The organism is Streptomyces sp. NBC_00104, assembly GCF_045160825.1.
Taxonomy (GTDB): Bacteria; Actinomycetota; Actinomycetes; order Streptomycetales; family Streptomycetaceae; genus Streptomyces.
In genome coordinates, this window is record NZ_CP108215.1 from 5,409,100 (window position 1) to 5,431,996 (window position 22,897).

The 22,897-nt window shown below is 67.9% G+C and carries 11 protein-coding genes and 3 rRNA genes; 6 read left to right on the top strand and 8 right to left on the bottom strand.

Annotation, left to right across the window (positions count from 1 at the left end; all coding sequences use genetic code 11):
- Window positions 1–452: 452 nt before the first annotated feature.
- Window positions 453–2,255, top strand: coding sequence for a group II intron reverse transcriptase/maturase (gene ltrA, locus OG272_RS23845; RefSeq protein ID WP_328222294.1), 1,803 nt, complete (start codon window positions 453–455; stop codon window positions 2,253–2,255).
- A gap of 80 nt (window positions 2,256–2,335) precedes the next feature.
- Window positions 2,336–3,700 carry an IS1380 family transposase gene (locus tag OG272_RS23850; protein ID WP_405896066.1) on the top strand — a complete coding sequence of 455 codons (1,365 nt, stop codon included), beginning with the start codon at window positions 2,336–2,338 and terminating at the stop codon, window positions 3,698–3,700.
- A 252-nt stretch (window positions 3,701–3,952) separates the two neighbouring features.
- Here the strand turns inward: OG272_RS23850 and rrf are convergent.
- The 4 genes from rrf to OG272_RS23870 all read right to left on the bottom strand — a co-directional run bounded on the left by rrf (window position 3,953) and on the right by OG272_RS23870 (window position 10,357).
- Window positions 3,953–4,069, bottom strand: a 5S ribosomal RNA gene (gene rrf / locus OG272_RS23855).
- A 96-nt stretch (window positions 4,070–4,165) separates the two neighbouring features.
- Window positions 4,166–7,289, bottom strand: a 23S ribosomal RNA gene (locus tag OG272_RS23860).
- Between the two features lie 307 nt (window positions 7,290–7,596).
- A 16S ribosomal RNA gene (locus OG272_RS23865) occupies window positions 7,597–9,123 on the bottom strand.
- Together the 16S, 23S and 5S rRNA genes form the textbook arrangement of a ribosomal RNA operon.
- A 676-nt stretch (window positions 9,124–9,799) precedes the next feature.
- On the bottom strand, window positions 9,800–10,357 hold the full coding sequence (locus OG272_RS23870; RefSeq protein WP_327728915.1) for a MarR family transcriptional regulator: 558 nt from the start codon (window positions 10,355–10,357) through the stop codon (window positions 9,800–9,802).
- 145 nt (window positions 10,358–10,502) lie between these two features.
- On the opposite strand from OG272_RS23870, the gene OG272_RS23875 reads away from it, so the two are divergent.
- Entirely contained in the window at window positions 10,503–11,783 is a 1,281-nt protein-coding gene (locus OG272_RS23875) for an MFS transporter (RefSeq protein WP_328223555.1), read from the top strand.
- Between the two features lie 116 nt (window positions 11,784–11,899).
- On the opposite strand, the gene OG272_RS23880 is transcribed toward OG272_RS23875, so the two are convergent.
- Together OG272_RS23880 and OG272_RS23885 are read right to left on the bottom strand one after the other, a co-directional pair.
- Window positions 11,900–13,576, bottom strand: a complete 1,677-nt coding sequence (locus tag OG272_RS23880) for a SpoIIE family protein phosphatase (protein ID WP_326581202.1) — start codon at window positions 13,574–13,576, stop codon at window positions 11,900–11,902.
- A 229-nt stretch (window positions 13,577–13,805) separates the two neighbouring features.
- Window positions 13,806–15,170 (bottom strand): NAD(P)/FAD-dependent oxidoreductase, encoded by a 1,365-nt coding sequence (locus OG272_RS23885; protein ID WP_326581200.1) that lies wholly within the window; start codon window positions 15,168–15,170, stop codon window positions 13,806–13,808.
- Between the two features lie 479 nt (window positions 15,171–15,649).
- On the opposite strand from OG272_RS23885, the gene OG272_RS23890 reads away from it, so the two are divergent.
- Complete coding sequence (locus tag OG272_RS23890; protein ID WP_405894787.1) at window positions 15,650–16,477, top strand: TetR/AcrR family transcriptional regulator; 828 nt, start codon at window positions 15,650–15,652, stop codon at window positions 16,475–16,477.
- 301 nt (window positions 16,478–16,778) lie between these two features.
- Here OG272_RS23890 and OG272_RS23895 read toward each other — a convergent pair whose 3' ends face one another.
- Together OG272_RS23895 and OG272_RS23900 are read right to left on the bottom strand one after the other, a co-directional pair.
- Window positions 16,779–16,994 (bottom strand): hypothetical protein, encoded by a 216-nt coding sequence (locus OG272_RS23895; RefSeq protein ID WP_327728912.1) that lies wholly within the window; start codon window positions 16,992–16,994, stop codon window positions 16,779–16,781.
- A 116-nt stretch (window positions 16,995–17,110) separates the two neighbouring features.
- A complete protein-coding gene (locus OG272_RS23900) occupies window positions 17,111–19,204 on the bottom strand; it encodes an asparagine synthase-related protein (RefSeq protein WP_405894789.1) in 2,094 nt (697 codons plus the stop codon).
- 714 nt (window positions 19,205–19,918) lie between these two features.
- Here OG272_RS23900 and OG272_RS23905 point away from each other — a divergent pair.
- Complete coding sequence (locus OG272_RS23905; protein ID WP_327728910.1) at window positions 19,919–21,343, top strand: MFS transporter; 1,425 nt, start codon at window positions 19,919–19,921, stop codon at window positions 21,341–21,343.
- 246 nt (window positions 21,344–21,589) lie between these two features.
- Complete coding sequence (gene lhgO / locus OG272_RS23910; protein WP_326581194.1) at window positions 21,590–22,801, top strand: L-2-hydroxyglutarate oxidase; 1,212 nt, start codon at window positions 21,590–21,592, stop codon at window positions 22,799–22,801.
- Window positions 22,802–22,897: the final 96 nt, after the last annotated feature.

A 22,897-nucleotide genomic window follows, 5' to 3' on the forward strand; every position in this document is an offset into this window, starting at 1 on the left:
AGACCGGACGGGTGAATAACCGTGAACCCTTGATGACGTCTCGTGAGAGAAAGCCCCGCCGGTGGGAAGCAACAGCGGGGTGCAGGGCAGGCCGCTGGAACGCGGCAGGCGCCGGGCGGATGCTTCACGCCGCCCGGGAGGACACCGCCGCCCCGGGATATAGAGGGCACCCAACCCGGTCGCAGCTCAGGCACACGGAACGTGGAAACCCCGACGGAAGCCGCCCGTCCATACCGGACGGGCGGTGGGCTGACCGTGAGGAAGGCTGATGTTTCCGGCGGGAAAGGACGGCTCAAGAAGCGAAGGCCGGCACGCCGAAAGGCCGGAGGAAACCAAGGCAGCTACGGACGGTGGACTCTCCGCCGCCGCTTTGGCCAACTCGCCGGATACGGACCGATGTCCGAGTCCGAAAGGACGCTGACGTGAGCCGGGTGAGCCTGTGAGGAGGGACGATGACAGCAGCGACAGCACTGAAGGACAAGTTGGACGCCCCGGCCCCGGCCGGGGTGAACGGACCGGAGGGCGGCTTCGTGGACTGGCCCAGCATCGACTGGGACCAGGCGGACAAAGACGTACGCCGTCTGCGCCAACGCATCTTCACGGCATCGAAGGAAGGGGACCTGGCGAAGGTCAGGAACCTGCAGAAGCTGATGCTCCGGAGCCTGAGCAACACGCTGGTCAGCGTGCGGCGGGTGACGGAGATCAACGCCGGACGCAAGACGGCGGGGATCGACGATCAGGTCGTACTCACCGCCTCGGGCAAGTCGGAACTGGTGCGCTTCATCCAGCAGCGCGGCAGTAACTGGCAGGCTCGCGCGGTCCGGCGGGTGTTCATCCCAAAGGCGGGAGGACGCAAGCGGCGCCCGCTCGGCATCCCCGTCATCGTCGACCGGGCTCACCAAGCCCGTGTCTCGGCGGCGCTGGAACCTGAGTGGGAGGCCCGGTTCGAGGCAAGGTCGTACGGCTTTCGCCCGGGCAGGGGCTGCCATGACGCGATCGGGGTCATCTTCAATACGCTCAGCGGCAAGAACCCGCAGCGCGTGTGGATCCTGGACGCGGACCTGGCGGCGGCATTCGACCGCATCGATCACGACCAGCTTCTGGCCGGGCTCGGCACTTTCCCCGCTCGGGGACTGGTCCGGCAATGGCTGAAGGCCGGGGTCGTGGAACGCGGGAGATTCACACCGACCGAGGAGGGGACTCCCCAGGGCGGCGTGATCAGCCCCGTGCTGCTGAATATCGCTCTGCATGGGATGGAGATGGCTGCGGGCGTGCGGTATCACCCTTCGGGCCGACGGGCCGGAGAAATCATGCCGAACGCTCCTGTGCTGGTCAGATACGCTGACGACCTCGTGGCGATATGCCACAGCCGCGCTGCGGCTGAGCAGGTCAAGGCACGGCTTGCCGAGTGGCTCGCGCCCCGGGGGCTGGTCTTCAACGAGGACAAGACGCAAATCGTCCACGCGGAAACCGGCTTCGACTTCCTCGGGTTCAACGTGCGCCGCTACCGCAGCGGCAAGCTACTGATCAAGCCCAGCAAAGCGGCCGTCAAGCGGATCCGGGGCAGACTGCGGGAGGAAATCCGGGCCCTTCGTGGCGCGGAGCCTGCGGCAGTACTGCGGACGCTCAATCCGATCGTTCGCGGATGGGCGGCCTACTACCGGACGGTGGTGTCCAAAGAGGTCTTCGCCTCGCTGGACGCCTACCTATGGCAGCTCACCTACCGGTGGGCGCTGCCCAGGCACCCGAAGAAGCCGAGGCGCTGGATCATGAGGCGGTACTTCGGTCGCTTCAATCCTGCACGTCAGGACAATTGGGTGTTCGGTGACCGCGACAGCGGCGCCTACCTGGTCCGGTTCGCCTGGACGAAAATCATCCGGCATCAGCTGGTCAGGGGTGGGGCGTCCCCGGATGACCCTGCTCTGACCGACTACTGGGCCGACCGCCGTCGCAAGGGCGCCCCGCTGCCGCTGGACCGGGCCACCATGCGTCTACTGAAGATGCAGGCGGGCCGCTGCCATCGGTGCGGGCAACTGCTCCTGCACGCAGACCGGTCCCCGCAGTCCCCAAGGGAGTGGGAGCAGTGGCTCCGCACCACCCGGAAAGCGATCAAGACCCAAAACATCGCTTACCAGGGGACGAAGACGCCGGATGGGGTTCAACTCCGCCTCACCCACGCCTCATGCCGTCAACGCCTATACGTGGACGGCCGCGAGGAAACCCTGCACACCGGAGAGCCTTCGGGGCTTGCTTGAGCCGTATGCGCGGATGACGTGCACGTACGGTTCTGAGGGGGCCGGAGTCCAGCAATGGACTCCGGCTACCCGACCAGCCTATAGGTTCCTATCCCCGTGTGCGTGTTCAGGGTGACGGCCGTCAGGTCTTCTCCCAGGCCGGGTCCGTCCTGCTGGTCGAAACGGTCCGCAAAGCCGGTCTCGACCGGGTGTTGTCCTCAGCGCTTGCTCCGTGGCGGAAGCCGCGGGCCGTCCACGACCCGGCCAAGATCCTCCTGGACGTCGCGCTGGCGGTCGCACTCGGCGGGGACTGTCTCGCCGACATCGCAACGCTGCGGGCCGAGCCGGCCGTGTTCGGGCCGGTCGCCTCCGACCCGACGGTCTCCCGCCTGATCGACACCCTTGCCGCCTCGAGCGAGAAGGCACTGACCGCCATCCGCGCGGCCCGGTCCGAAGTCCGCGTCCGGGTCTGGACGTTGGCCCGCGACCGGGCTCCGGACGCCGGTGGGCAGGTCACCGTGGATCTGGACGGAGTGCTGGTCATCGCCCACTCGGACAAGCAGGACGCCGCCCCGACCTGGAAGAAGACCTACGGTCACCACCCGCTGATGGGCTTCGTCGACCACGGCCCCGGTGGCACCGGTGAACCTGTCGCCTCCCTTCTGAGGGCGGGCAACGCGGGCTCGAACACGGCCGCCGACCACATCGAGGCCGCCCGCCTCTCCCTCGCCCAGCTGCCCACGAAGTACCGGCGCGGGCGGCAGACCTTGATCCGCTGCGATTCCGCGGGCGGCACCCACGAGTTCGTCGCCTGGCTCGCCCAGCGCGGGCGCTGGCTGTCCTACTCGGTCGGCATGGTGATCACCGAGGCCATTCACCAGCACGTTCTGAAGATCCCGGCATCGGCATGGACGCCGGCCGTCGAGACCGGCGGCGAGGTCCGCGACGGGGCCTGGGTCGCCGAACTCACCGGCGACCTGCTTGAGGGCTGGCCGAAGGGCATGCGGCTGATCGTCCGCAAGGAACGGCCGCATCCCGGGGCCCAGTTGAGAATCACGGATGCGGACGGCATGCGGATCACCTGCTTTGCTACCAACACCGCCGGCCGTCCCATCGCCGAACTCGAGCTCCGTCACCGGCTGCGGGCCCGGGCCGAGGACCGCATCCGAGCTGCCCGCGCGACGGGCCTGCGGAACCTGCCCCTGCACGACACCGCACAGAACAAGGTCTGGCTGGAGATCGTCCAGATCGCTCTCGACCTGCTGGCCTGGATGCCCATGCTCGCCCTGACCGGCCAGACCCGGCTCTGGGAACCCCGCCGCCTCCGCTTCCGCCTGTTCTCCGCAGCCGCCCAGCTCGTCACCACCGGCCGGCGCCGCATCCTCCGCCTCGCCCGCCACTGGCCCTGGACCCGGGAGATCACAGACGCCCTCGCACGGCTCGCACTCCTGCCGAACCCCGGCTGACCAGCAGCTTCCCTACCCCTGCGAGTAGCACCACCCCACCCGGAGCAGTGGAACCCGGCGCCCACCCGACGCGACACTCGGGCCCACGGCCTGCCCGGCATCAGCCACCGAAAGCGAAACGGCCCACCGACTCCGTCGGCGGACCGTCACGAAAGATCGAGGCTAGTACCGGGGTACCGCACCCTCCACCCAATTTCCCTCCGGAAACGCAAAAAGGCCCACACCATAAGGTGTGGGCCTTTCGCAATATTTGTTCGGCGGCGTCCTACTCTCCCACAGGGTCCCCCCTGCAGTACCATCGGCGCTGTAAGGCTTAGCTTCCGGGTTCGGAATGTAACCGGGCGTTTCCCTCACGCTATGACCACCGAAACACTATGAAACACTCAACCGCACCATCCCCCGTGACCAAACAAGGGAATGGGGTTGTTCGTGGTTTCAGAACCAACACAGTGGACGCGAGCAACTGAGGACAAGCCCTCGGCCTATTAGTACCAGTCAACTCCACCCGTTACCGGGCTTCCATATCTGGCCTATCAACCCAGTCGTCTACTGGGAGCCTTACCCCATCAAGTGGGTGGGAATACTCATCTCGAAGCAGGCTTCCCGCTTAGATGCTTTCAGCGGTTATCCCTCCCGAACGTAGCCAACCAGCCATGCCCTTGGCAGAACAACTGGCACACCAGAGGTTCGTCCGTCCCGGTCCTCTCGTACTAGGGACAGCCCTTCTCAATATTCCTGCGCGCGCAGCGGATAGGGACCGAACTGTCTCACGACGTTCTAAACCCAGCTCGCGTACCGCTTTAATGGGCGAACAGCCCAACCCTTGGGACCGACTCCAGCCCCAGGATGCGACGAGCCGACATCGAGGTGCCAAACCATCCCGTCGATATGGACTCTTGGGGAAGATCAGCCTGTTATCCCCGGGGTACCTTTTATCCGTTGAGCGACGGCGCTTCCACAAGCCACCGCCGGATCACTAGTCCCGACTTTCGTCCCTGCTCGACCCGTCGGTCTCACAGTCAAGCTCCCTTGTGCACTTACACTCAACACCTGATTGCCAACCAGGCTGAGGGAACCTTTGGGCGCCTCCGTTACCCTTTGGGAGGCAACCGCCCCAGTTAAACTACCCATCAGACACTGTCCCTGATCCGGATCACGGACCCAGGTTAGACATCCAGCACGACCAGACTGGTATTTCAACGACGACTCCCCCTGAACTGGCGTCCAGAGTTCACAGTCTCCCAGCTATCCTACACAAGCCGAACCGAACACCAATATCAAACTGTAGTAAAGGTCCCGGGGTCTTTCCGTCCTGCTGCGCGAAACGAGCATCTTTACTCGTAGTGCAATTTCACCGGGCCTATGGTTGAGACAGTCGAGAAGTCGTTACGCCATTCGTGCAGGTCGGAACTTACCCGACAAGGAATTTCGCTACCTTAGGATGGTTATAGTTACCACCGCCGTTTACTGGCGCTTAAGTTCTCAGCTTCGCCACCCCGAAGAGTGACTAACCGGTCCCCTTAACGTTCCAGCACCGGGCAGGCGTCAGTCCGTATACATCGCCTTACGGCTTCGCACGGACCTGTGTTTTTAGTAAACAGTCGCTTCTCGCTGGTCTCTGCGGCCACCCCCAGCTCGAGGAGCACGTCCTCTCACCAGTGATGGCCCCCCTTCTCCCGAAGTTACGGGGGCATTTTGCCGAGTTCCTTAACCATAGTTCACCCGAACGCCTCGGTATTCTCTACCAGACCACCTGAGTCGGTTTAGGGTACGGGCCGCCATGAAACTCGCTAGAGGCTTTTCTCGACAGCATAGGATCATCCACTTCACCACAATCGGCTCGGCATCAGGTCTCAGACTATTGCCAGGCGGATTTACCTACCTGACGTCCTACACCCTTACCCCGGGACAACCACCGCCCGGGATGGACTACCTTCCTGCGTCACCCCATCACTCACCTACTGCAAGTCTGGTCCGTCGGCTCCACCACTTCCCTTTCCCCGAAGGGTCCGGGACGGCTTCACGGACTTAGCATCGCCTGGTTCAATGTTTGACGCTTCACAGCGGGTACCGGAATATCAACCGGTTATCCATCGACTACGCCTGTCGGCCTCGCCTTAGGTCCCGACTTACCCTGGGCAGATCAGCTTGACCCAGGAACCCTTGGTCAATCGGCGCACACGTTTCTCACGTGTGTATCGCTACTCATGCCTGCATTCTCACTCGTGAACCGTCCACAACTCGCTTCCGCGGCTGCTTCACCCGGCACACGACGCTCCCCTACCCATCCATACAGGCGTTGGCCCTATTGTATGAATGACACGACTTCGGCGGTACGCTTGAGCCCCGCTACATTGTCGGCGCGGAATCACTAGACCAGTGAGCTATTACGCACTCTTTCAAGGGTGGCTGCTTCTAAGCCAACCTCCTGGTTGTCTGTGCGACTCCACATCCTTTCCCACTTAGCGTACGCTTAGGGGCCTTAGTCGATGCTCTGGGCTGTTTCCCTCTCGACCATGGAGCTTATCCCCCACAGTCTCACTGCCGCGCTCTCACTTACCGGCATTCGGAGTTTGGCTAAGGTCAGTAACCCGGTAGGGCCCATCGCCTATCCAGTGCTCTACCTCCGGCAAGAAACACACGACGCTGCACCTAAATGCATTTCGGGGAGAACCAGCTATCACGGAGTTTGATTGGCCTTTCACCCCTAACCACAGGTCATCCCCCAGGTTTTCAACCCTGGTGGGTTCGGTCCTCCACGAAGTCTTACCTCCGCTTCAACCTGCCCATGGCTAGATCACTCCGCTTCGGGTCTTGAGCGTGCTACTAAAGTCGCCCTGTTCGGACTCGCTTTCGCTACGGCTACCCCACCCGGGTTAACCTCGCAACACACCGCAAACTCGCAGGCTCATTCTTCAAAAGGCACGCAGTCACGACGCACCGAGCAAAGCTCGATACGCGACGCTCCCACGGCTTGTAGGCACACGGTTTCAGGTACTATTTCACTCCGCTCCCGCGGTACTTTTCACCATTCCCTCACGGTACTATCCGCTATCGGTCACCAGGGAATATTTAGGCTTAGCGGGTGGTCCCGCCAGATTCACACGGGATTTCTCGGGCCCCGTGCTACTTGGGTGTCTCTCAAACGAGCCGTACAGATTTCAGCTACGGGGGTCTTACCCTCTACGCCGGACCTTTCGCATGTCCTTCGCCTACCCATACGGTTTCTGACTCGCCGACCAGCCGGCAGACTGATCAAGAGAGATCCCACAACCCCGTATACGCAACCCCTGCCGGGTCTCACACGCATACGGTTTGGCCTCATCCGGTTTCGCTCGCCACTACTCCCGGAATCACGGTTGTTTTCTCTTCCTGCGGGTACTGAGATGTTTCACTTCCCCGCGTTCCCTCCACTTGCCCTATGTGTTCAGGCAAGGGTGACAGCCCATGACGACTGCCGGGTTTCCCCATTCGGACACCCCCGGATCAAAGCCTGGTTGACGACTCCCCGGGGCCTATCGTGGCCTCCCACGTCCTTCATCGGTTCCTGGTGCCAAGGCATCCACCGTGCGCCCTTAAAAACTTGGCCACAGATGCTCGCGTCCACTGTGCAGTTCTCAAACAACGACCAACCACCCGTCACAACCCGCTCACACGGATTTTTACCGGGGTCGGCACTGAAGGCAGCCATACGGCCATACCCTCAGACACCCAACAGCGTGCCCGACCCGATCGACGTCCGGAGATCATGCTTTCCACGCCCTTACGGACAGTACTCACAGCCTCCGACCCGTGAACCGGTCGAATAATCAACGTTCCACCCTTGAGCTGACCACCGCAGAACATTTGCCTGCGTAGTGGCTCTGGATCTCTTGCGAGACCTAGATGCTCCTTAGAAAGGAGGTGATCCAGCCGCACCTTCCGGTACGGCTACCTTGTTACGACTTCGTCCCAATCGCCAGTCCCACCTTCGACAGCTCCCTCCCACAAGGGGTTGGGCCACCGGCTTCGGGTGTTACCGACTTTCGTGACGTGACGGGCGGTGTGTACAAGGCCCGGGAACGTATTCACCGCAGCAATGCTGATCTGCGATTACTAGCAACTCCGACTTCATGGGGTCGAGTTGCAGACCCCAATCCGAACTGAGACAGGCTTTTTGAGATTCGCTCCGCCTCACGGCTTCGCAGCTCATTGTACCTGCCATTGTAGCACGTGTGCAGCCCAAGACATAAGGGGCATGATGACTTGACGTCGTCCCCACCTTCCTCCGAGTTGACCCCGGCAGTCTCCTGTGAGTCCCCATCACCCCGAAGGGCATGCTGGCAACACAGAACAAGGGTTGCGCTCGTTGCGGGACTTAACCCAACATCTCACGACACGAGCTGACGACAGCCATGCACCACCTGTACACCGACCACAAGGGGGCGACCATCTCTGGCCGTTTCCGGTGTATGTCAAGCCTTGGTAAGGTTCTTCGCGTTGCGTCGAATTAAGCCACATGCTCCGCTGCTTGTGCGGGCCCCCGTCAATTCCTTTGAGTTTTAGCCTTGCGGCCGTACTCCCCAGGCGGGGAACTTAATGCGTTAGCTGCGGCACCGACGACGTGGAATGTCGCCAACACCTAGTTCCCACCGTTTACGGCGTGGACTACCAGGGTATCTAATCCTGTTCGCTCCCCACGCTTTCGCTCCTCAGCGTCAGTAATGGCCCAGAGATCCGCCTTCGCCACCGGTGTTCCTCCTGATATCTGCGCATTTCACCGCTACACCAGGAATTCCGATCTCCCCTACCACACTCTAGTCTGCCCGTATCGAATGCAGACCCGGGGTTAAGCCCCGGGCTTTCACATCCGACGCGACAGACCGCCTACGAGCTCTTTACGCCCAATAATTCCGGACAACGCTCGCGCCCTACGTATTACCGCGGCTGCTGGCACGTAGTTAGCCGGCGCTTCTTCTGCAGGTACCGTCACTTTCGCTTCTTCCCTGCTGAAAGAGGTTTACAACCCGAAGGCCGTCATCCCTCACGCGGCGTCGCTGCATCAGGCTTTCGCCCATTGTGCAATATTCCCCACTGCTGCCTCCCGTAGGAGTCTGGGCCGTGTCTCAGTCCCAGTGTGGCCGGTCGCCCTCTCAGGCCGGCTACCCGTCGTCGCCTTGGTGAGCCGTTACCTCACCAACAAGCTGATAGGCCGCGGGCTCATCCTTCACCGCCGGAGCTTTCCACACTCATCGGATGCCCGAGAGTGTTGTATCCGGTATTAGACCCCGTTTCCAGGGCTTGTCCCAGAGTGAAGGGCAGATTGCCCACGTGTTACTCACCCGTTCGCCACTAATCCCCACCGAAGTGGTTCATCGTTCGACTTGCATGTGTTAAGCACGCCGCCAGCGTTCGTCCTGAGCCAGGATCAAACTCTCCGTGAATGTTTACCCGTAATCGGGTCGACACCACGAGAGCGGAACCACCGGAGGAATGATCCGATGGTTCACAGCGTCCTCGCTGTGTTTTACTTCAAAGGAACCTCGCCCCAACCGATAACCGGCCGGGAACGGGGTATCAACATATCTGGCGTTGATTTTTGGCACGCTGTTGAGTTCTCAAGGAACGGACGCTTCCTTTGTACTCACCCAAGCTACTCTCGGGCTTTCCTCCGGGCAGTTTCCCTTCGGTCTTGCGTTTCCGACTCTATCAGATCGTTTTCCGATCCGATTTCCTCGGTGCTTTCCAGGTTTCCGCTTCCGCGTTTCCCTTTCCGGCGGTTCCGACTCTATCAGATCCTTTCGGGCCTGATTCCCAGTCAGCGGGAGTTGTCTTCGCGACTGTTGGGCCGTTCCGACGTTCCAAACCTTAGCGGATCTGCTCGGCAGTTCCCAATCGGGGCTGTCGAACCCAAATCGAATTGCATTCGGGCGTGCCGAATTCACCCCGGTTGGGAGGTCGTGCTGCTTGGTTTGGGTGCCGCTTGAGCGGCGGAGGTGCTGTCGCAGAACCGTTACGGCTCCGTGGCAACCCGAAGAACTCTACGTATCGCGGGGTGGACTGTCAAGCCTCCCCCGGGGCACCCGCGGCCAAACCTCGGGCGCCTTCAAGCGTACGGCCTCAGTCGAGGTCGGTGAGGCGGCCGCCGGCGTCCGGCTGAGCGTGCTCGACGCGGCGGAGGAGACGGGTCAGGACCTCGCCCAGGACGGTGCGTTCCAGCGGCGAGAGGTCCTGGAGGAGGTCCTCCTCGAAGACCGAGGCGAGGCGCATGGCCTCCAGCCACTTCTCGCGGCCCTCGGGGTTGAGCTCGACGATGACGCGTACGCGGTTGGTCTCGTCGCGCTCTCTCGTCACCAACCCCTCGGCGACCATGCGGTCGATGCGGTGGGTCATGGCGGCGGGCGTGAGGCCGAGCCGCTTGGCGAGCTCGCTCGGACCCATGCGGTACGGGGCGCCGGAGAGGACGAGGGCCTTGAGGACCTCCCACTCGGCGTTGCTGATGCCGAGCGCCGAGGTCTGCCGGCCGTAGGCGACGTTCATCCGGCGGTTGAGGCGGGAGAGGGCCGAGACGATCTTCTCGACCTGGGGGTCGAGGTCCTGGAACTCGCGCTGGTAGGCGGCGATCTGCTCCTCGAGTGTCGGCTCGGCGCTGTCGGAGATGCCGGGGGTGTCGCCCATGGGCGAAGTATGGCACGCCGCTGCTTGGCGTCGAAGTCCTTCGAGGTGTACTGTTTAGCTTCTAAGTTTTAGCTTCGAAGTCTTCAGTGTTAACGCTTGAGCTGAACGGCTTCCCTTACCTAGGCAGGTGAACGTGACCAGGGGGATGGGCGCAGCGATGCGCCGGATTCACGTGGGCAACGCGCTCGGCGCGTTCGGACTCGGCTTCACGGTCCCGTATCTGTACGTCTACGTGGCGCAGGTGCGGGATCTCGGTGCCACGACGGCGGGGCTCGTGCTGGCGGTCTTCGCCGTGGCCGCGCTGGTGGTGCTGCCCTTCGCGGGGCGGGCCATAGTCCGGCGCGGCGCGCTTCCGGTGCTGCTCACCGCCCTGGTCACCGCCGCCGTCGGATCGCTGAGCCTCGGGCTGGCCTCCAGTGCGACGACCGTGCTGTTGTCCGCGGTGGCGCTCGGGGCTGGGCAGGCCGTGACGCAGCCGGCGCTCGCGACGATGATCGTCGACTGTTCGCGTGCGGAGAACCGGTCGCGGGCCTTCGCCACACAGTTCTTTCTGCAGAACCTCGGGCTCGGGGTCGGCGGGCTGATAGGCGGGCATCTCGTCGATGCCACGCGCGCCGGTTCCTTCGTCCTCCTGTTCTCCATACAGGCGGCGATGTTCCTGCTGCTCGTGGGAGTGATGGCGACCGTGCGGATGCCTCGCGCTCCGAAGGTCGAGGGCGTGCCCACAGGGGCGACGGCCAAGGGGAGCTGGAAGCAGCTGCTCGGGAATCGGGCCATGGTGCAGCTGTGCGTGCTGGGGTTCGTGTTGTTCTTCGCCTGCTACGGGCAGTTCGAGTCGGGGCTCAGCGCGTACGGGGTCGAGGCGGCCGGGATATCGACATCCGCGCTCGGGACGGCGCTGGCGGCCAACACCGCGGTGATCGTGATCGCGCAGTTCGCCGTGCTGCGGTTCGTGGAGCGGCGTCGGCGGTCGCGCGTGATCGCTGCCGTGGGGCTGATCTGGGCCGTGGCGTGGGGCGTGGCCGGGTTCGCCGGGCTGGGGCAGACGAGCCAGACCATGGCGACTGCCGCGTTCGTCTCGACGTACGCGCTGTTCGGGCTCGGTGAGGCCATGTTGTCGCCGACGGTTGCTCCGCTGGTGGCCGATCTTGCGCCGGAGGGGATGGCTGGGCAGTACAACTCCGCGTTCGCGCTGGTCAAGCAGCTTGCGTTGGCGGTTGGGCCAGCGGTGGGTGGGCCGATGGGGGCCTCGCTGCATGCCCCGTACATCGTGGCGTTTCTGCTCTTCTCGCTGGGGATCACGGTGCTGGCGTTGCGGCTTGGGCGGCAGCTCAGCGATGTACAGGATCAGCCCGCCTCGGGGAGGAGTCGGGTGGTGGCTCGGGGTGGGGCGGCTTCCCGGAAGAGCGGGGTGGTGCGGGCCTGAGGTTTCGCCCCGCCGCCCCTACCCATCCCACCCGTCCACAAGGGGCTGTGCCCCTTCGACCCCGTCAAAGACTCGGGGCTCTGCCCCGGACCCCGTTCGCGCAGTTCCCCGCGCCCCTATGAGGGCGTGGGGCGGGGCAGGGCGAACTCGCACCACACCGCCTTGCCGCCGCCCGGGGCGCGGCGGCTGCCCCAGTTGGAGGCGATGGTGGCGATGATGGCGATGCCGCGGCCGGACTCGTCGGCGGGGTCGGCTCGGCGGCGGCGCGGGAGATGGTCGTCGCCGTCGGTGACTTCGACGATCAGGCGGCGGTCGGTGCGGCGCAGGCGCAGGCGCATGGGTGGGGTGCCGTGCTGGAGGGAGTTGGCGACGAGTTCGCTGGCTGCCAGGACGCCCAGGTCGTGCAGTTCCGGCGGGAAGCGCCAGCTGCTCAGGACGCCGGAGGCGAAGGCGCGGGCCCGGGGGGCGGCTTCCACGCCGCCGAGGAGTTCCAGGGCGGCGTTGCGGAAGAGTTCGCTGTCGGGGCCGACGCGGGCGGGGTGCTGGAGGACGAGGACGGCCACGTCGTCGTCGTGGTCGGCGGTGACACCCGTCGAGCGGACGAGGCGGTCGCAGACGACCTGCGGGGTGCCGGTGGCTCCGGACAGGGCGCGTTCCAGGGCGGCGATGCCCTCGTCCAGGTCCTCGTTGCGGCGCTCCACCAGGCCGTCCGTGTAGAAGACGGCCGTGGAGCCGGGGCCGAGGGGGATCGAACCGGAGGAGTGGGTCCAGCCGCCGGTGCCGAGCGGGGGGCCGGTCGGTTCGTCGGCGCGCAGGACCGTGCCGCTCTCGTCGCGGACGAGGATGGGGAGGTGCCCCGCGGAGGCGTAGACCAGGCGGCCCTCGTTGGGGTCGTGGACGGCGTAGGCGCAGGTGGCGATCTGGTTGGGGTCGATCTCCGTCGCGAGACCGTCCAGCAGCTGGAGCACCTCGTGCGGCGGGAGGTCCAGGCGGGCGTAGGCGCGGACGGCCGTACGGAGCTGGCCCATGACGGCGGCCGCGCGGACGCCCCGGCCCATGACGTCGCCGATGACGAGGGCCGTGCGGCCGCCGCCGAGGGTGATGACGTCGTACCAGTCGCCGCCGACGGCGGTCTCGGTGCCGCCGGGGTGGTAGACGGCGGCGATGCGCAGGTCGTCGGGTTGTTCCAGCTCCTGCGGGAGGAGGGAGCGCTGGAGGGTGACGGCGGTCTCGCGCTGGCGGCGCTCGCTCGCGCGGAGGCGTTCGGCGGCCTCGGCGTGGTCGGTGACATCGGCGGCGAAGATCAGCACGCCGCCGTCGCTCTGCTCGGCGCCGCTCGGTACGTCGACCGGGGTGCAGGTGATCGTGTAGCTGCGGCCGCCGGCGGCCTTGCGGGACTTGACCGTGCGGGGTCTGGAGCTGCGCAGGACCTGGTCGAGGAGCGGGAGGAGGCCGAGGGCGTCCAGCTCGGGCAGGGCCTCGCGGGCCGGTTCGCCGAGCGGGCGTACGCCGAAGGCCGCGGCATAGGCGTCGTTGACGTAGGCCGTGCGGTGGTCCGGGCCGTGGACCAGGGCGACGAGGGCCGGGATGCGGTCGAGGATCTCGCGGGTGGGGAGGTCGTCGACGACGGGCACGGTCGGTGTGTCGTCCGGGGGGTCGTCGGTCTGCCGTTCGACGCGGGCCGCGGGCACGGAGCCTTCCCCCCGCCGGTCCGGGGTGACCGTGTGGTCGGTCCGCGCTGCGGCGCGGCGCTGCGTACCGGGGAGCCGGGCGCTCCAGCGCGTGAAGTTCACCGAATCCTTGCCTCGTGCCTCGTGTTGTCGTCTGTGGCCGGCTCCGGATCCTGCCGATGGCCCCGGGTGGTGCCCCGGGGTACGGCGGTGGGGGGACGCCTGGTCGTGGGTGCTGTGCGGGCAGGGCGGTGGCCCCGCCCGAGATTGTGGATCACGTCGCGGACCAGTCTGGCCGACAGGACCGACATCCGTCAGACGTCGGCCTGAACGGTGGAGTTCCTGGATCCGGTCAGGACGACCCCTTCGGGTCCTCAGGAGGCTTTCCACCGGCCGCGAGTTCGAACTCGGCACGGGGATGTTCGAGTGAACCGAGCGAGACGATCTCCCGTTTGAAGAGCCCGGAGAGGATCCATTCGGCGAGGACACGGGCCTTGCGGTTGAAGGTCGGCACCCTGCTCAGGTGGTACACGCGGTGCATGAACCAGGCGGGGTAGCCCTTCAGCTTCCGTCCGTAGACGTGGGCGACGCCCTTGTGGAGGCCCAGGGAGGCGACCGAGCCGACGTATTTGTGCGAGTACGTCTGAAGCGGCTCGCCGCGCAGGGAACGGGCGATGTTGTCGCCGAGGGCGCGGGCCTGGCGTACGGCGTGCTGGGCGTTGGGGGCGGTCTCCTTGCCGGGTTCGGCGGTGACGTCCGGGACGGCGGCCGCGTCGCCCGCGGCCCAGGCGTGCGCGACGCCCTCCACGGTCAGCTCAGCCGTGCACTTCAGGCGCCCGCGCTCGTTCAGCGGGAGGTCGGTCGCGGCGAGGATCGGGTGCGGTTTCACACCGGCCGTCCAGACGACCGTCCGGGTCGGGAAGCGGGCCCCGTCGCTGAGGACGGCGACGCGGTCGGCGCACGATTCGAGACGCGTGTGGAGGCGTACGTCGATGTTGCGGCGGCGCAGCTCGGTGACCGTGTAGCGGCCCATCTCCTCGCCGACCTCCGGGAGGATGCGGTCGGAGGCCTCCACGAGGATCCACTTCATGTCCTCGGGCTTCACGTTGTGGTAGTACCGCGCGGTGTAGCGGGCCATGTCCTCCAGCTCGCCGAGCGCCTCCACGCCGGCGTAGCCGCCGCCCACGAAGACGAAGGTCAGGGCCGCGTCACGGATCGCGGGATCGCGGGTGGAGGAGGCGATGTCCATCTGTTCGATGACGTGGTTGCGCAGGCCGATGGCCTCTTCGACGGTCTTGAAGCCGATGCCGTGGTCCGCGAGCCCGGGGATGGGCAGGGTGCGTGCGATCGAGCCGGGGGCGAGGACCAGCTCGTCGTACGTCAGCTGCTCGGAGCCCGTGCCCTCCTCCGCGGTGGCGAGGGTGTCGAGGGTCGCGATGCGTTTGGCGTGGTTGATCGCGGTGGCCTCGCCGATGACGACCTTGCACTGGTCGAGGACGCGGCGCAGCGGCACGACGACATGGCGGGGCGAGATCGAGCCCGCGGCCGCCTCCGGAAGGAAGGGTTGATACGTCATATAGGGGTCGGGGGACACGACGACGATCTCGACGTCACCGCGTCCGAGTTCCGGTTTCAGCTGTCGCTGCAAGCGCAGCGCTGTGTACAGCCCGACGTATCCGCCGCCGACGATAAGGATGCGCATCGGTTCCTTCACCATCCCATGACGCACCTTGCTCGTTGGTTTGTCCACAGGCCCGGCAATTTGTGTGACCGGTCTCCACAGGAGCGCGGGGTTGGCCGATTTACCGGCGTGTGCGGCAGATGCGCAGGTCAGATGGTGTGAGCGGGGTGGCAGGAGGGGGCGCAAACCGGACGTAAACCGCCCGTACTCCGATCGAGGGGCGCTCCGTGCGGAACGTGCCCCTTCTGAATTGACTCCCTCTCAACTATGTTCGTGTGTCGACGGGGTGTAGGGGGATGCGTTCAAGAGGTTCGGTCGGGTCCGGTTCCGGGTTGTGGATTCCGGGTTCGGGTCCGGGTTCCGAGTGGTCCGCGACGGGCGGTTCGGCTCGGGGACCGGGTCTCCGGCGAAGGAAATCGGAGACCACCGAGGACCTTGGACGCTTGTTCCGCCGCTCCGGCTTCCGATGACGGGGAGAGTCTCCGGGGGGAGACGTCATTACCGGGGGAACACGTATGCATATTCAGGAATCCCATTGGTCGTCCGCGTCCACCATCGCACCCGGTGGTGCGATGGGCTCGGCGGGCGGCAACGGACGCGGTGACGGAGTGCGGTCCACTCCGCTCCGCGTGGACGCACAGCGCAACCTCGAGCACGTGCTGCGCGCGGCGCGCGAGGTCTTCGGCGAGCTGGGATACGGCGCGCCGATGGAGGATGTGGCCCGCCGCGCGCGGGTCGGTGTCGGCACGGTGTACCGGCGCTTCCCGAGCAAGGACGTCCTGGTCCGGCGGATAGCCGAGGAGGAGACGTCCCGGCTCACCGAACAGGCCAGGGTGGCGCTCGGGCAGGAGCAGGACCCGTGGCAGGCCCTGTCGCGGTTCCTGCGGACCTCGGTGGCCTCGGGTGCCGGGCGGCTGCTGCCGCCGCAGGTACTGCGGGTCGGGGTCGCGGAGGACGGGTCCGACACGGTCGGCGGATTCGTCGTCGACGAGGCGCGGGTGCCGCAGCAGCGGGCTCAGCCGACGGCCGAGCTTCGGTTGGTGTCGGCGGATTCGGGCGCGGGTTCGCTCGGCGCCTCGGGTGGCGTCGGTGCGAGTGCCGGTGCCGGTGGCGTCGGTGGACCGGTGGACGATGCCGGGGCTTCGGCACTGCTCGAGGTGGTGGGGCAGTTGGTGGAGCGGGCGCGGGCCGCCGGGGAGCTGCGGCAGGACGTGACCGTGGCGGATGTGTTGCTCGTGATCGCCACGGGTGCGCCCGCGTTGCCGGATGCGGCGCAGCAGGCTGCCGCGTCGGCTCGGTTGCTGGACATTCTGCTGGAGGGGTTGCGGTCTCGGCCTGCCTGATGGTGGGTGGGTGAGGTTGTCGCCAGGGGCGGCGTGGGGTGGGTTTCCGCCCCCGCCGCCCCTACCCGTTCCCCTCCACTTCCCCTCCACCAGGGGCGCTGCCCCTTCGACCCCGTGGGGTGTGTTGTCGGGTGCGGGTTCGTGGGGGTTCTCGCGCGGTTCCCCGCGCCCCTTTCGGGGCGCGGGTTACAGCGGGTGGCCACCGTGCCGGCTGGTTCCGGCGGCCAGGAGGCGTGCGGTGCGGGCGTGGTCGCCGAGGCCGGACAGTACGGTCGCGGTGCTCGGCCGGGGTTGGCCGCCGTCACGGTCTCGGCGCAGGGATGTCCACGGCGGTGCGGAGGGCGTCGGTCATTCCGCGCGGGCCGGGTTCCGGGCCGGACTCTGCGGTCGTGAGGAGCCCGTCGACCAGGTCCGGGAAGGCCCGGAACCGGGGCGGGACTGTTTCCCGGTGAGGCACCTCGTGGGCGAGCCGCCACAGATCACGGGCGTGGGTGGTCTCGCCGTCGACCAACGCCATGGGGGCGCGGGAGGTGGACGAAGGCGTGGGGGTCCGGGGCGCCGAAGCGGTCGGCCGCCGCCGTCGCCTCGTCCAGCGGGGCATCGGGGCAGGTGGCTCGCGCCCCGAAAGGTCGGCTACGCCCGTCGCGCCGTCGCCCCCGTGCCCAGCGCGCCCCTCTGGGGGGTGATGCCGGCCGGTACCGCTCGCTGTCTTGCCGGGGTGCCCGTCCAGCAGGTGCCTCGGCGGGAGAGGAGGCGGCGGAGCCAGAGTTCGAGGGAGACGAGGTCGGCGAGGCCGTCCAGGGGGAGGGGCTCGCCCTCCGCCGCCGCTCGGAGGGCCTTGCGGACCACGCGGGCCTCCACCAGGCCCGCCTGCGCGAGCAGCGGTGTGTCGAAGAGGCTGATCAGGGTGTCGGCGGCCACGCGCAGGCCGGTTCGGGCCGCGGCGGCGGAGGTGGCGTGGGAGGGGGCGCCCCAGCCGGGCGGGAGGTCGGTGACGCCGGCGCCCTCCAGGACCGTACGGAGGATGGCGGCGCGGGCGCCCGGCTGGACGCGCAGGGCCTCGGGGAGGGCGCGGCAGGCGCGGACGACCTGGTTGTCGAGGAAGGGGGTGTGGAGGCGTTGGGAGCGGATCTCCGCCGCCTGCTCCAGGATCCTCAGGTCCGCCGCATGCCGGGCCAGGGCCGCGCGGGCGCGGAAGTCGCCGGGACGCTGGCCGGGGCCGACGGTGGAACGGCCCGTCGTCGCTCCCAGGCGAATCGATACTTCTGCCAGGGCCTCGCCGGTGAGCCAGCGGGCGGCGGGGCCCGGTCTGGCCCAGGTGAGCGCCGCCAGGGAGGCGCCCACCGCGCCTCCGGGCTCCTCGAAGCGGCGCTGCATGAGGCGGTCGGCGAGGACTTCGACGCCGGAGCGGTACGGGGTGCGGGCCAGCTTCCGCGCGGCGCCGTACACCCGCGCGGGGACCATCACCGAGCCGTCGGCCTTGGTGAGGGCGGCGACCGGGCGGACCAGGTGGCGGCGTTTGCGGTCCATGAGGAGGTCGGCGAGGCGGGCGGGGTGGGCGTCCAGGACCTGGCGGGCGCCGTAGCCGGTGAAGTGGTCGGCGCTGCCGGCGGCGAGGCGGGCGCGGTGGCGGGCGGCCGTCACCAGGGAGGGGCCCGGTTCGTCGGTCAGGGGGATGTCGAGGTCGGCGTACGGGAGCACCTCCTCGCCGCCCGTCACGACCACGTGGTGGAGGCGGGGGTTGGCGGCCAGCGTGCCCGCGCGTTCCAGTTCGGTCTCGCGGCCGGAGGTGGCCAGGTCGTTGAAGGTGACGGCGAGGAGGCGTTCGCCGGCGCCCGTGCCGTGGCCGAGGACCGTGCCGGGGGCGCCGGGCAGGCCGGCGGCGAGCAGGGCCAGGGTGCCGGAGGCGGGGCCGCCCGAGACATCGGCGCCGATGCCGGGGACGGGCATGCCGCGGGCGGCGCGGCGCTCGGCCGGGCCCATGCCGGGGACCGGGCCGGGGTCGACGTCGGGGACGTGCCGGGGGGCGGACAGCCGGACCCGTACGGCCTCGACGAGGGCGTCGCGGACGGCGTCCACCGCGCTGGTCGGGTCGGCGGAGGGGGCGGCGACGGCCAGCGAGGCGACCTGCTCGTAGCCGGCGACCTCACGCGCCCCGGCGCGCAGGATCAGTGCGTGCCCCGGAGGAATGCGGCGCACGCCGTCGTACGGGGTGGAGTCGTGCAGGGCGTCCGGTACGTCGGGGGCGGCCAGCAGGGCGGCCAGGTGCCCGAAGTCGAGGTTGGCCTCGATGAGGTCGGCGAGGGGCAGCGCGGCGGTCGCGTACGCCGTGCCGCCCGCCCAGGGGGTGTAGAAGACCGGGCGGGCGCCCGCGATGTCGCCGCAGACGGTCACCCGGCGGCCGACCTGGACGACGGCGGTGTAACTGCCGGGCCAGGCGGTCAGGTGGCGCAGGGCACCGCCGCGGGCGGCGAACAGGCCCACGCGCAGCTGCTCGTCGGAGGCGCCGCAGATGCCGAGGACGGCGATCTTGGTCTGGGCGTCGGCCGTCACGACGCGCACCTCGTCGGGGCGCCAGTCGCCGACGGCCCACAGCGGATCGGGGTCGCCCCACAGGAGGTGCGAGCCGACCGGGTGCACGGTCTCGCCGTCGGGTCCGGTGGCGCCGGCGGAGCCGAAGGCGGGTGCGCCAGCGGCGGTACTGCTCCATCCCACCAACCACCGCATCGTCGCCTCCACAGGCTGTGGACAACCAGGGCACCGCACGAACGGCTCCCATGCTGCCACGAAGGAGGCTTGCCGGAGGGCGTGTGGCGCGGCTTGCACACCGGTGAGTGCGCCCCTGGGGAGCCTTGAGCGCTCCCCCGCCACACCCTCAAGTCGCCCTTGAAGAGGGGAGGTCGACAAAGGAGGACCCCGGGTCTACGACGTGAATGCGCCCCCGGTACGCTCCCCCAGAACACCTAACGCGCCCTCAAGAGACGTGGTCGGAGCGGTATTCACGCTCGACGACCACCGTCGATTTTCGGCCAAATCGGCCCTGAAGGGCGGAGTTGGCCCACCCGCCGTACCGCCCCCGATGACGACACAGCGTCAACGCACAGTCCGGGAGGCGGAGTTCGCCTCCCGGACCGGTCCGCCGCCCGCGGGGATGTAGGCGGCGGTGTCCCCCAGCCCACTGGATCCAGTACAGCGGGCCGACCCACGCACGACCATGGAAGCGCTCCCCCGGTGGCCGGAGAAGAGCGCACGGACAGGCGCACGGCCACACAGCGGGAGCACGTCACCACACTCCGTACTCTGTCCGCACTTTCGTACGGACCACAATCCCGCCATCCGGATTTGGGCCCCTTAACGCTTGGGATGCGGCGAACTACGCTGGGTTTACGAATGCCGCGTGCCTATGCCGCCGCGGCAGCCGTCTGTTCGAGGGGTGGCGCAATGTCCAGGGAGCAACGCGGGCCGAACGAAAAACTCGGCACCGTTCTCGCCCTCGCGGGAATCAGCAACGCAGGACTCGCGCGTCGCGTCAACGATCTTGGCGCTCAACGCGGGTTGACACTTCGCTACGACAAGACCTCGGTGGCGCGGTGGGTCTCCAAGGGCATGGTCCCCCAGGGCGCCGCGCCGCACCTCATCGCGGCCGCGATCGGCCAGAAGCTCGGCCGACCGGTGCCGCTCCACGAGATCGGCCTGGCGGACGCGGATCCCGCCCCCGAAGTGGGCCTCGCCTTCCCCCGGGACGTCGGGCAGGCGGTGCGCGCGGCGACGGAGCTCTACCGCCTCGACCTCGCCGGCCGCCGCGCCGGCACCGGCGGCATCTGGCAGTCCCTCGCCGGATCGTTCGCAGTGAGCGCATACGCAACGCCCGCCTCACGATGGCTGATAACCCCGGCCGACAGTTCGGTGGCGCGTGAGGCGGGCTCCGCGGAGGGCTCCGGGTCGCCGCTGAAAGTCGGCCACAGCGATGTGCAGAAGTTGCGGGAGGCCGCCGAGGACGCCAGGCGCTGGGACTCCAAGTACGGAGGCGGCGACTGGCGTTCGTCCATGGTGCCGGAGTGCCTGCGGGTCGAGGCGGCGCCGCTGCTGCTCGGGTCGTACTCCGACGAAGTGGGCCGCGCGCTGTTCGGAGCGTCCGCGGAACTCACCCGCCTGGCCGGCTGGATGGCCTTTGACACGGGTCAACAGGAGGCGGCGCAGCGGTACTACATCCAGGCGTTGAGGCTCGCGCGGGCCGCGGCCGACGTGCCGCTGGGCGGATATGTGCTGGCCACCATGTCCCTGCAGGCGACCTACCGCGGCTTCGGCGACGAGGGCGTCGATCTCGCGCAGGCCGCGCTCGAACGCAACCGGGGGCTGGCCACCGCGCGCACGATGAGCTTCTTCCGGCTCGTCGAGGCGAGGGCACACGCACGCGCGGGTGACGCGGCGGCCGCCGGGGCGGCCCTCAAGGCCGCCGAGGGGTGGCTGGAGCGAGCCCGGGACGGCGACAACGATCCGACCTGGCTCGGGTTCTACGGCTACGACCGGTTCGCCGCGGACGCCGCGGAGTGCTACCGCGACCTCAAGGCGCCGCGTCAGGTGCGCCGCTTCACCGAGCAGGCACTGTCGCGGCCGACGGAGGAGTTCGTACGCTCGCACGGGCTGCGGCTCGTCGTGTCGGCGGTCGCCGAGCTGGAGTCCGGCAACCTCGATGCGGCGTGCGAGCAGGGGGTACGGGCGGTGGAGGTCGCGGGGCGCATTTCGTCCGCCCGCACGACCGAGTACGTGAAGGATCTGCTGCACCGGCTGGAGCCGTACGGGGACGAGCCGCGGGTGATCGAGCTGCGGGAGAGGGCGCGGCCTCTTTTGATGACGCCTGCGTGAGCGCTCCGCTTGGCTGTCGGCGCCTACTCGTCTGCCGGGTTTGTGAGGGTTTTGCGGGTGCGGGTGAGTTGTGGCTGGTCGCGCGGTTCCCCGCGCCCCTTTGGGGCGCGGCCTTGGGCGCCCGGCATCGAAGAACGGCATCGAGGAACGGCATCGGAGAACGTGACCAGCGCCATGTAGGCGGCTTCCGGGTTTGAGGGCATTGTCAGTGGTGCAGTGCACTATCGGAGTCGGGAGGTGGGGCGCGTGCGGAGGCAGGGCGCGTACGACTGTGATGTGCTCGTGGTCGGCGGCGGGATCGTCGGGCTGTCCACCGCGTATGCGATCACGCGGGCGGCGCCGGGCACGCGGGTCACCGTGCTGGAGAAGGAACCGGGACCGGCCCGGCATCAGACCGGGCGGAACAGTGGCGTCATCCACAGTGGGATCTACTACCGGCCGGGGTCGCTGAAGGCGCGGTACGCGGTCAAGGGCGCCGCCGAGATGGTCAAGTTCTGCGCCGAGTACGGCATCGACCACGCGGTCACCGGAAAGCTGATCGTCGCCACCGAGAGGTCGGAGCTCCCCCGGCTGCACGCCCTCGTACAGCGCGGGCGGGAGAACGGGATCCCGGTGCGGGAGCTGGGCGCCACCCAGATCGCCGAGTACGAGCCGGAGGTGCGCGGGCTCGCGGCCATACACGTCGGCACCACCGGGATCTGCGACTTCGTCGGGGTCGCCCGGCAGCTCGCGCGGGCGTCCGGCGCCGAGATCCGGTACGGCGCCGAGGTCGAGCGGATCGACCGGCGGGCCTCGCTGGGCGTCGCCGTGCGGATCCGGGGCGGTGACGTCGTACGGGGACGGGTGCTGGTGAACTGCGCCGGGCTGCACTGCGACGAGGTGGCCCGGATGACCGGGGACGAGCCCGGGATGCGGATCGTGCCGTTCCGGGGGGAGTACTACGAGCTGGCGCGGCCCGAGCTGGTGCGTGGACTCGTGTATCCGGTGCCCGACCCGGCGTTTCCGTTCCTCGGGGTGCATCTGACCCGGGGGATCGACGGGGGCGTCCACGTCGGGCCCAACGCCGTGCCCGCCCTGGCCCGCGAGGGGTACGGGTGGGGGACCGTGCGGGTACGGGAGCTGGGGGCGACCCTGGCCTGGCCCGGGGCCTGGCGGATAGCTCGGCGGCACTGGCGGTACGGGGCGGGGGAGCTTCGGCGGTCCGTGTCGAAGAAGGCGTTCACCGGGGCGGTGCGGCGGTTGTTGCCGGGGGTCTCGGAAGGGGACCTGGTGCCTGCGGCGGCCGGGGTGCGGGCTCAGGCCGTGCTTCGGGACGGCACGCTGGTGGACGACTTCCTGATTCGGGAGGGGGCGCGGGCCGTCCATGTACTGAACGCGCCTTCGCCTGCGGCGACCGCTTCGCTGCCGATCGGGCGAGAGGTGGGGCGGCGGGCGCTGGCCGTCCTGGCCGGGGTGTGACGGGCGCTGGCCGTCCTGGCCGGAGTGGGACGGGCGCTGGCCGTCCTGGCCGGAGTGGGACGGGCGCTGGCCGTCCTGGCCGGAGTGGGACGGGCG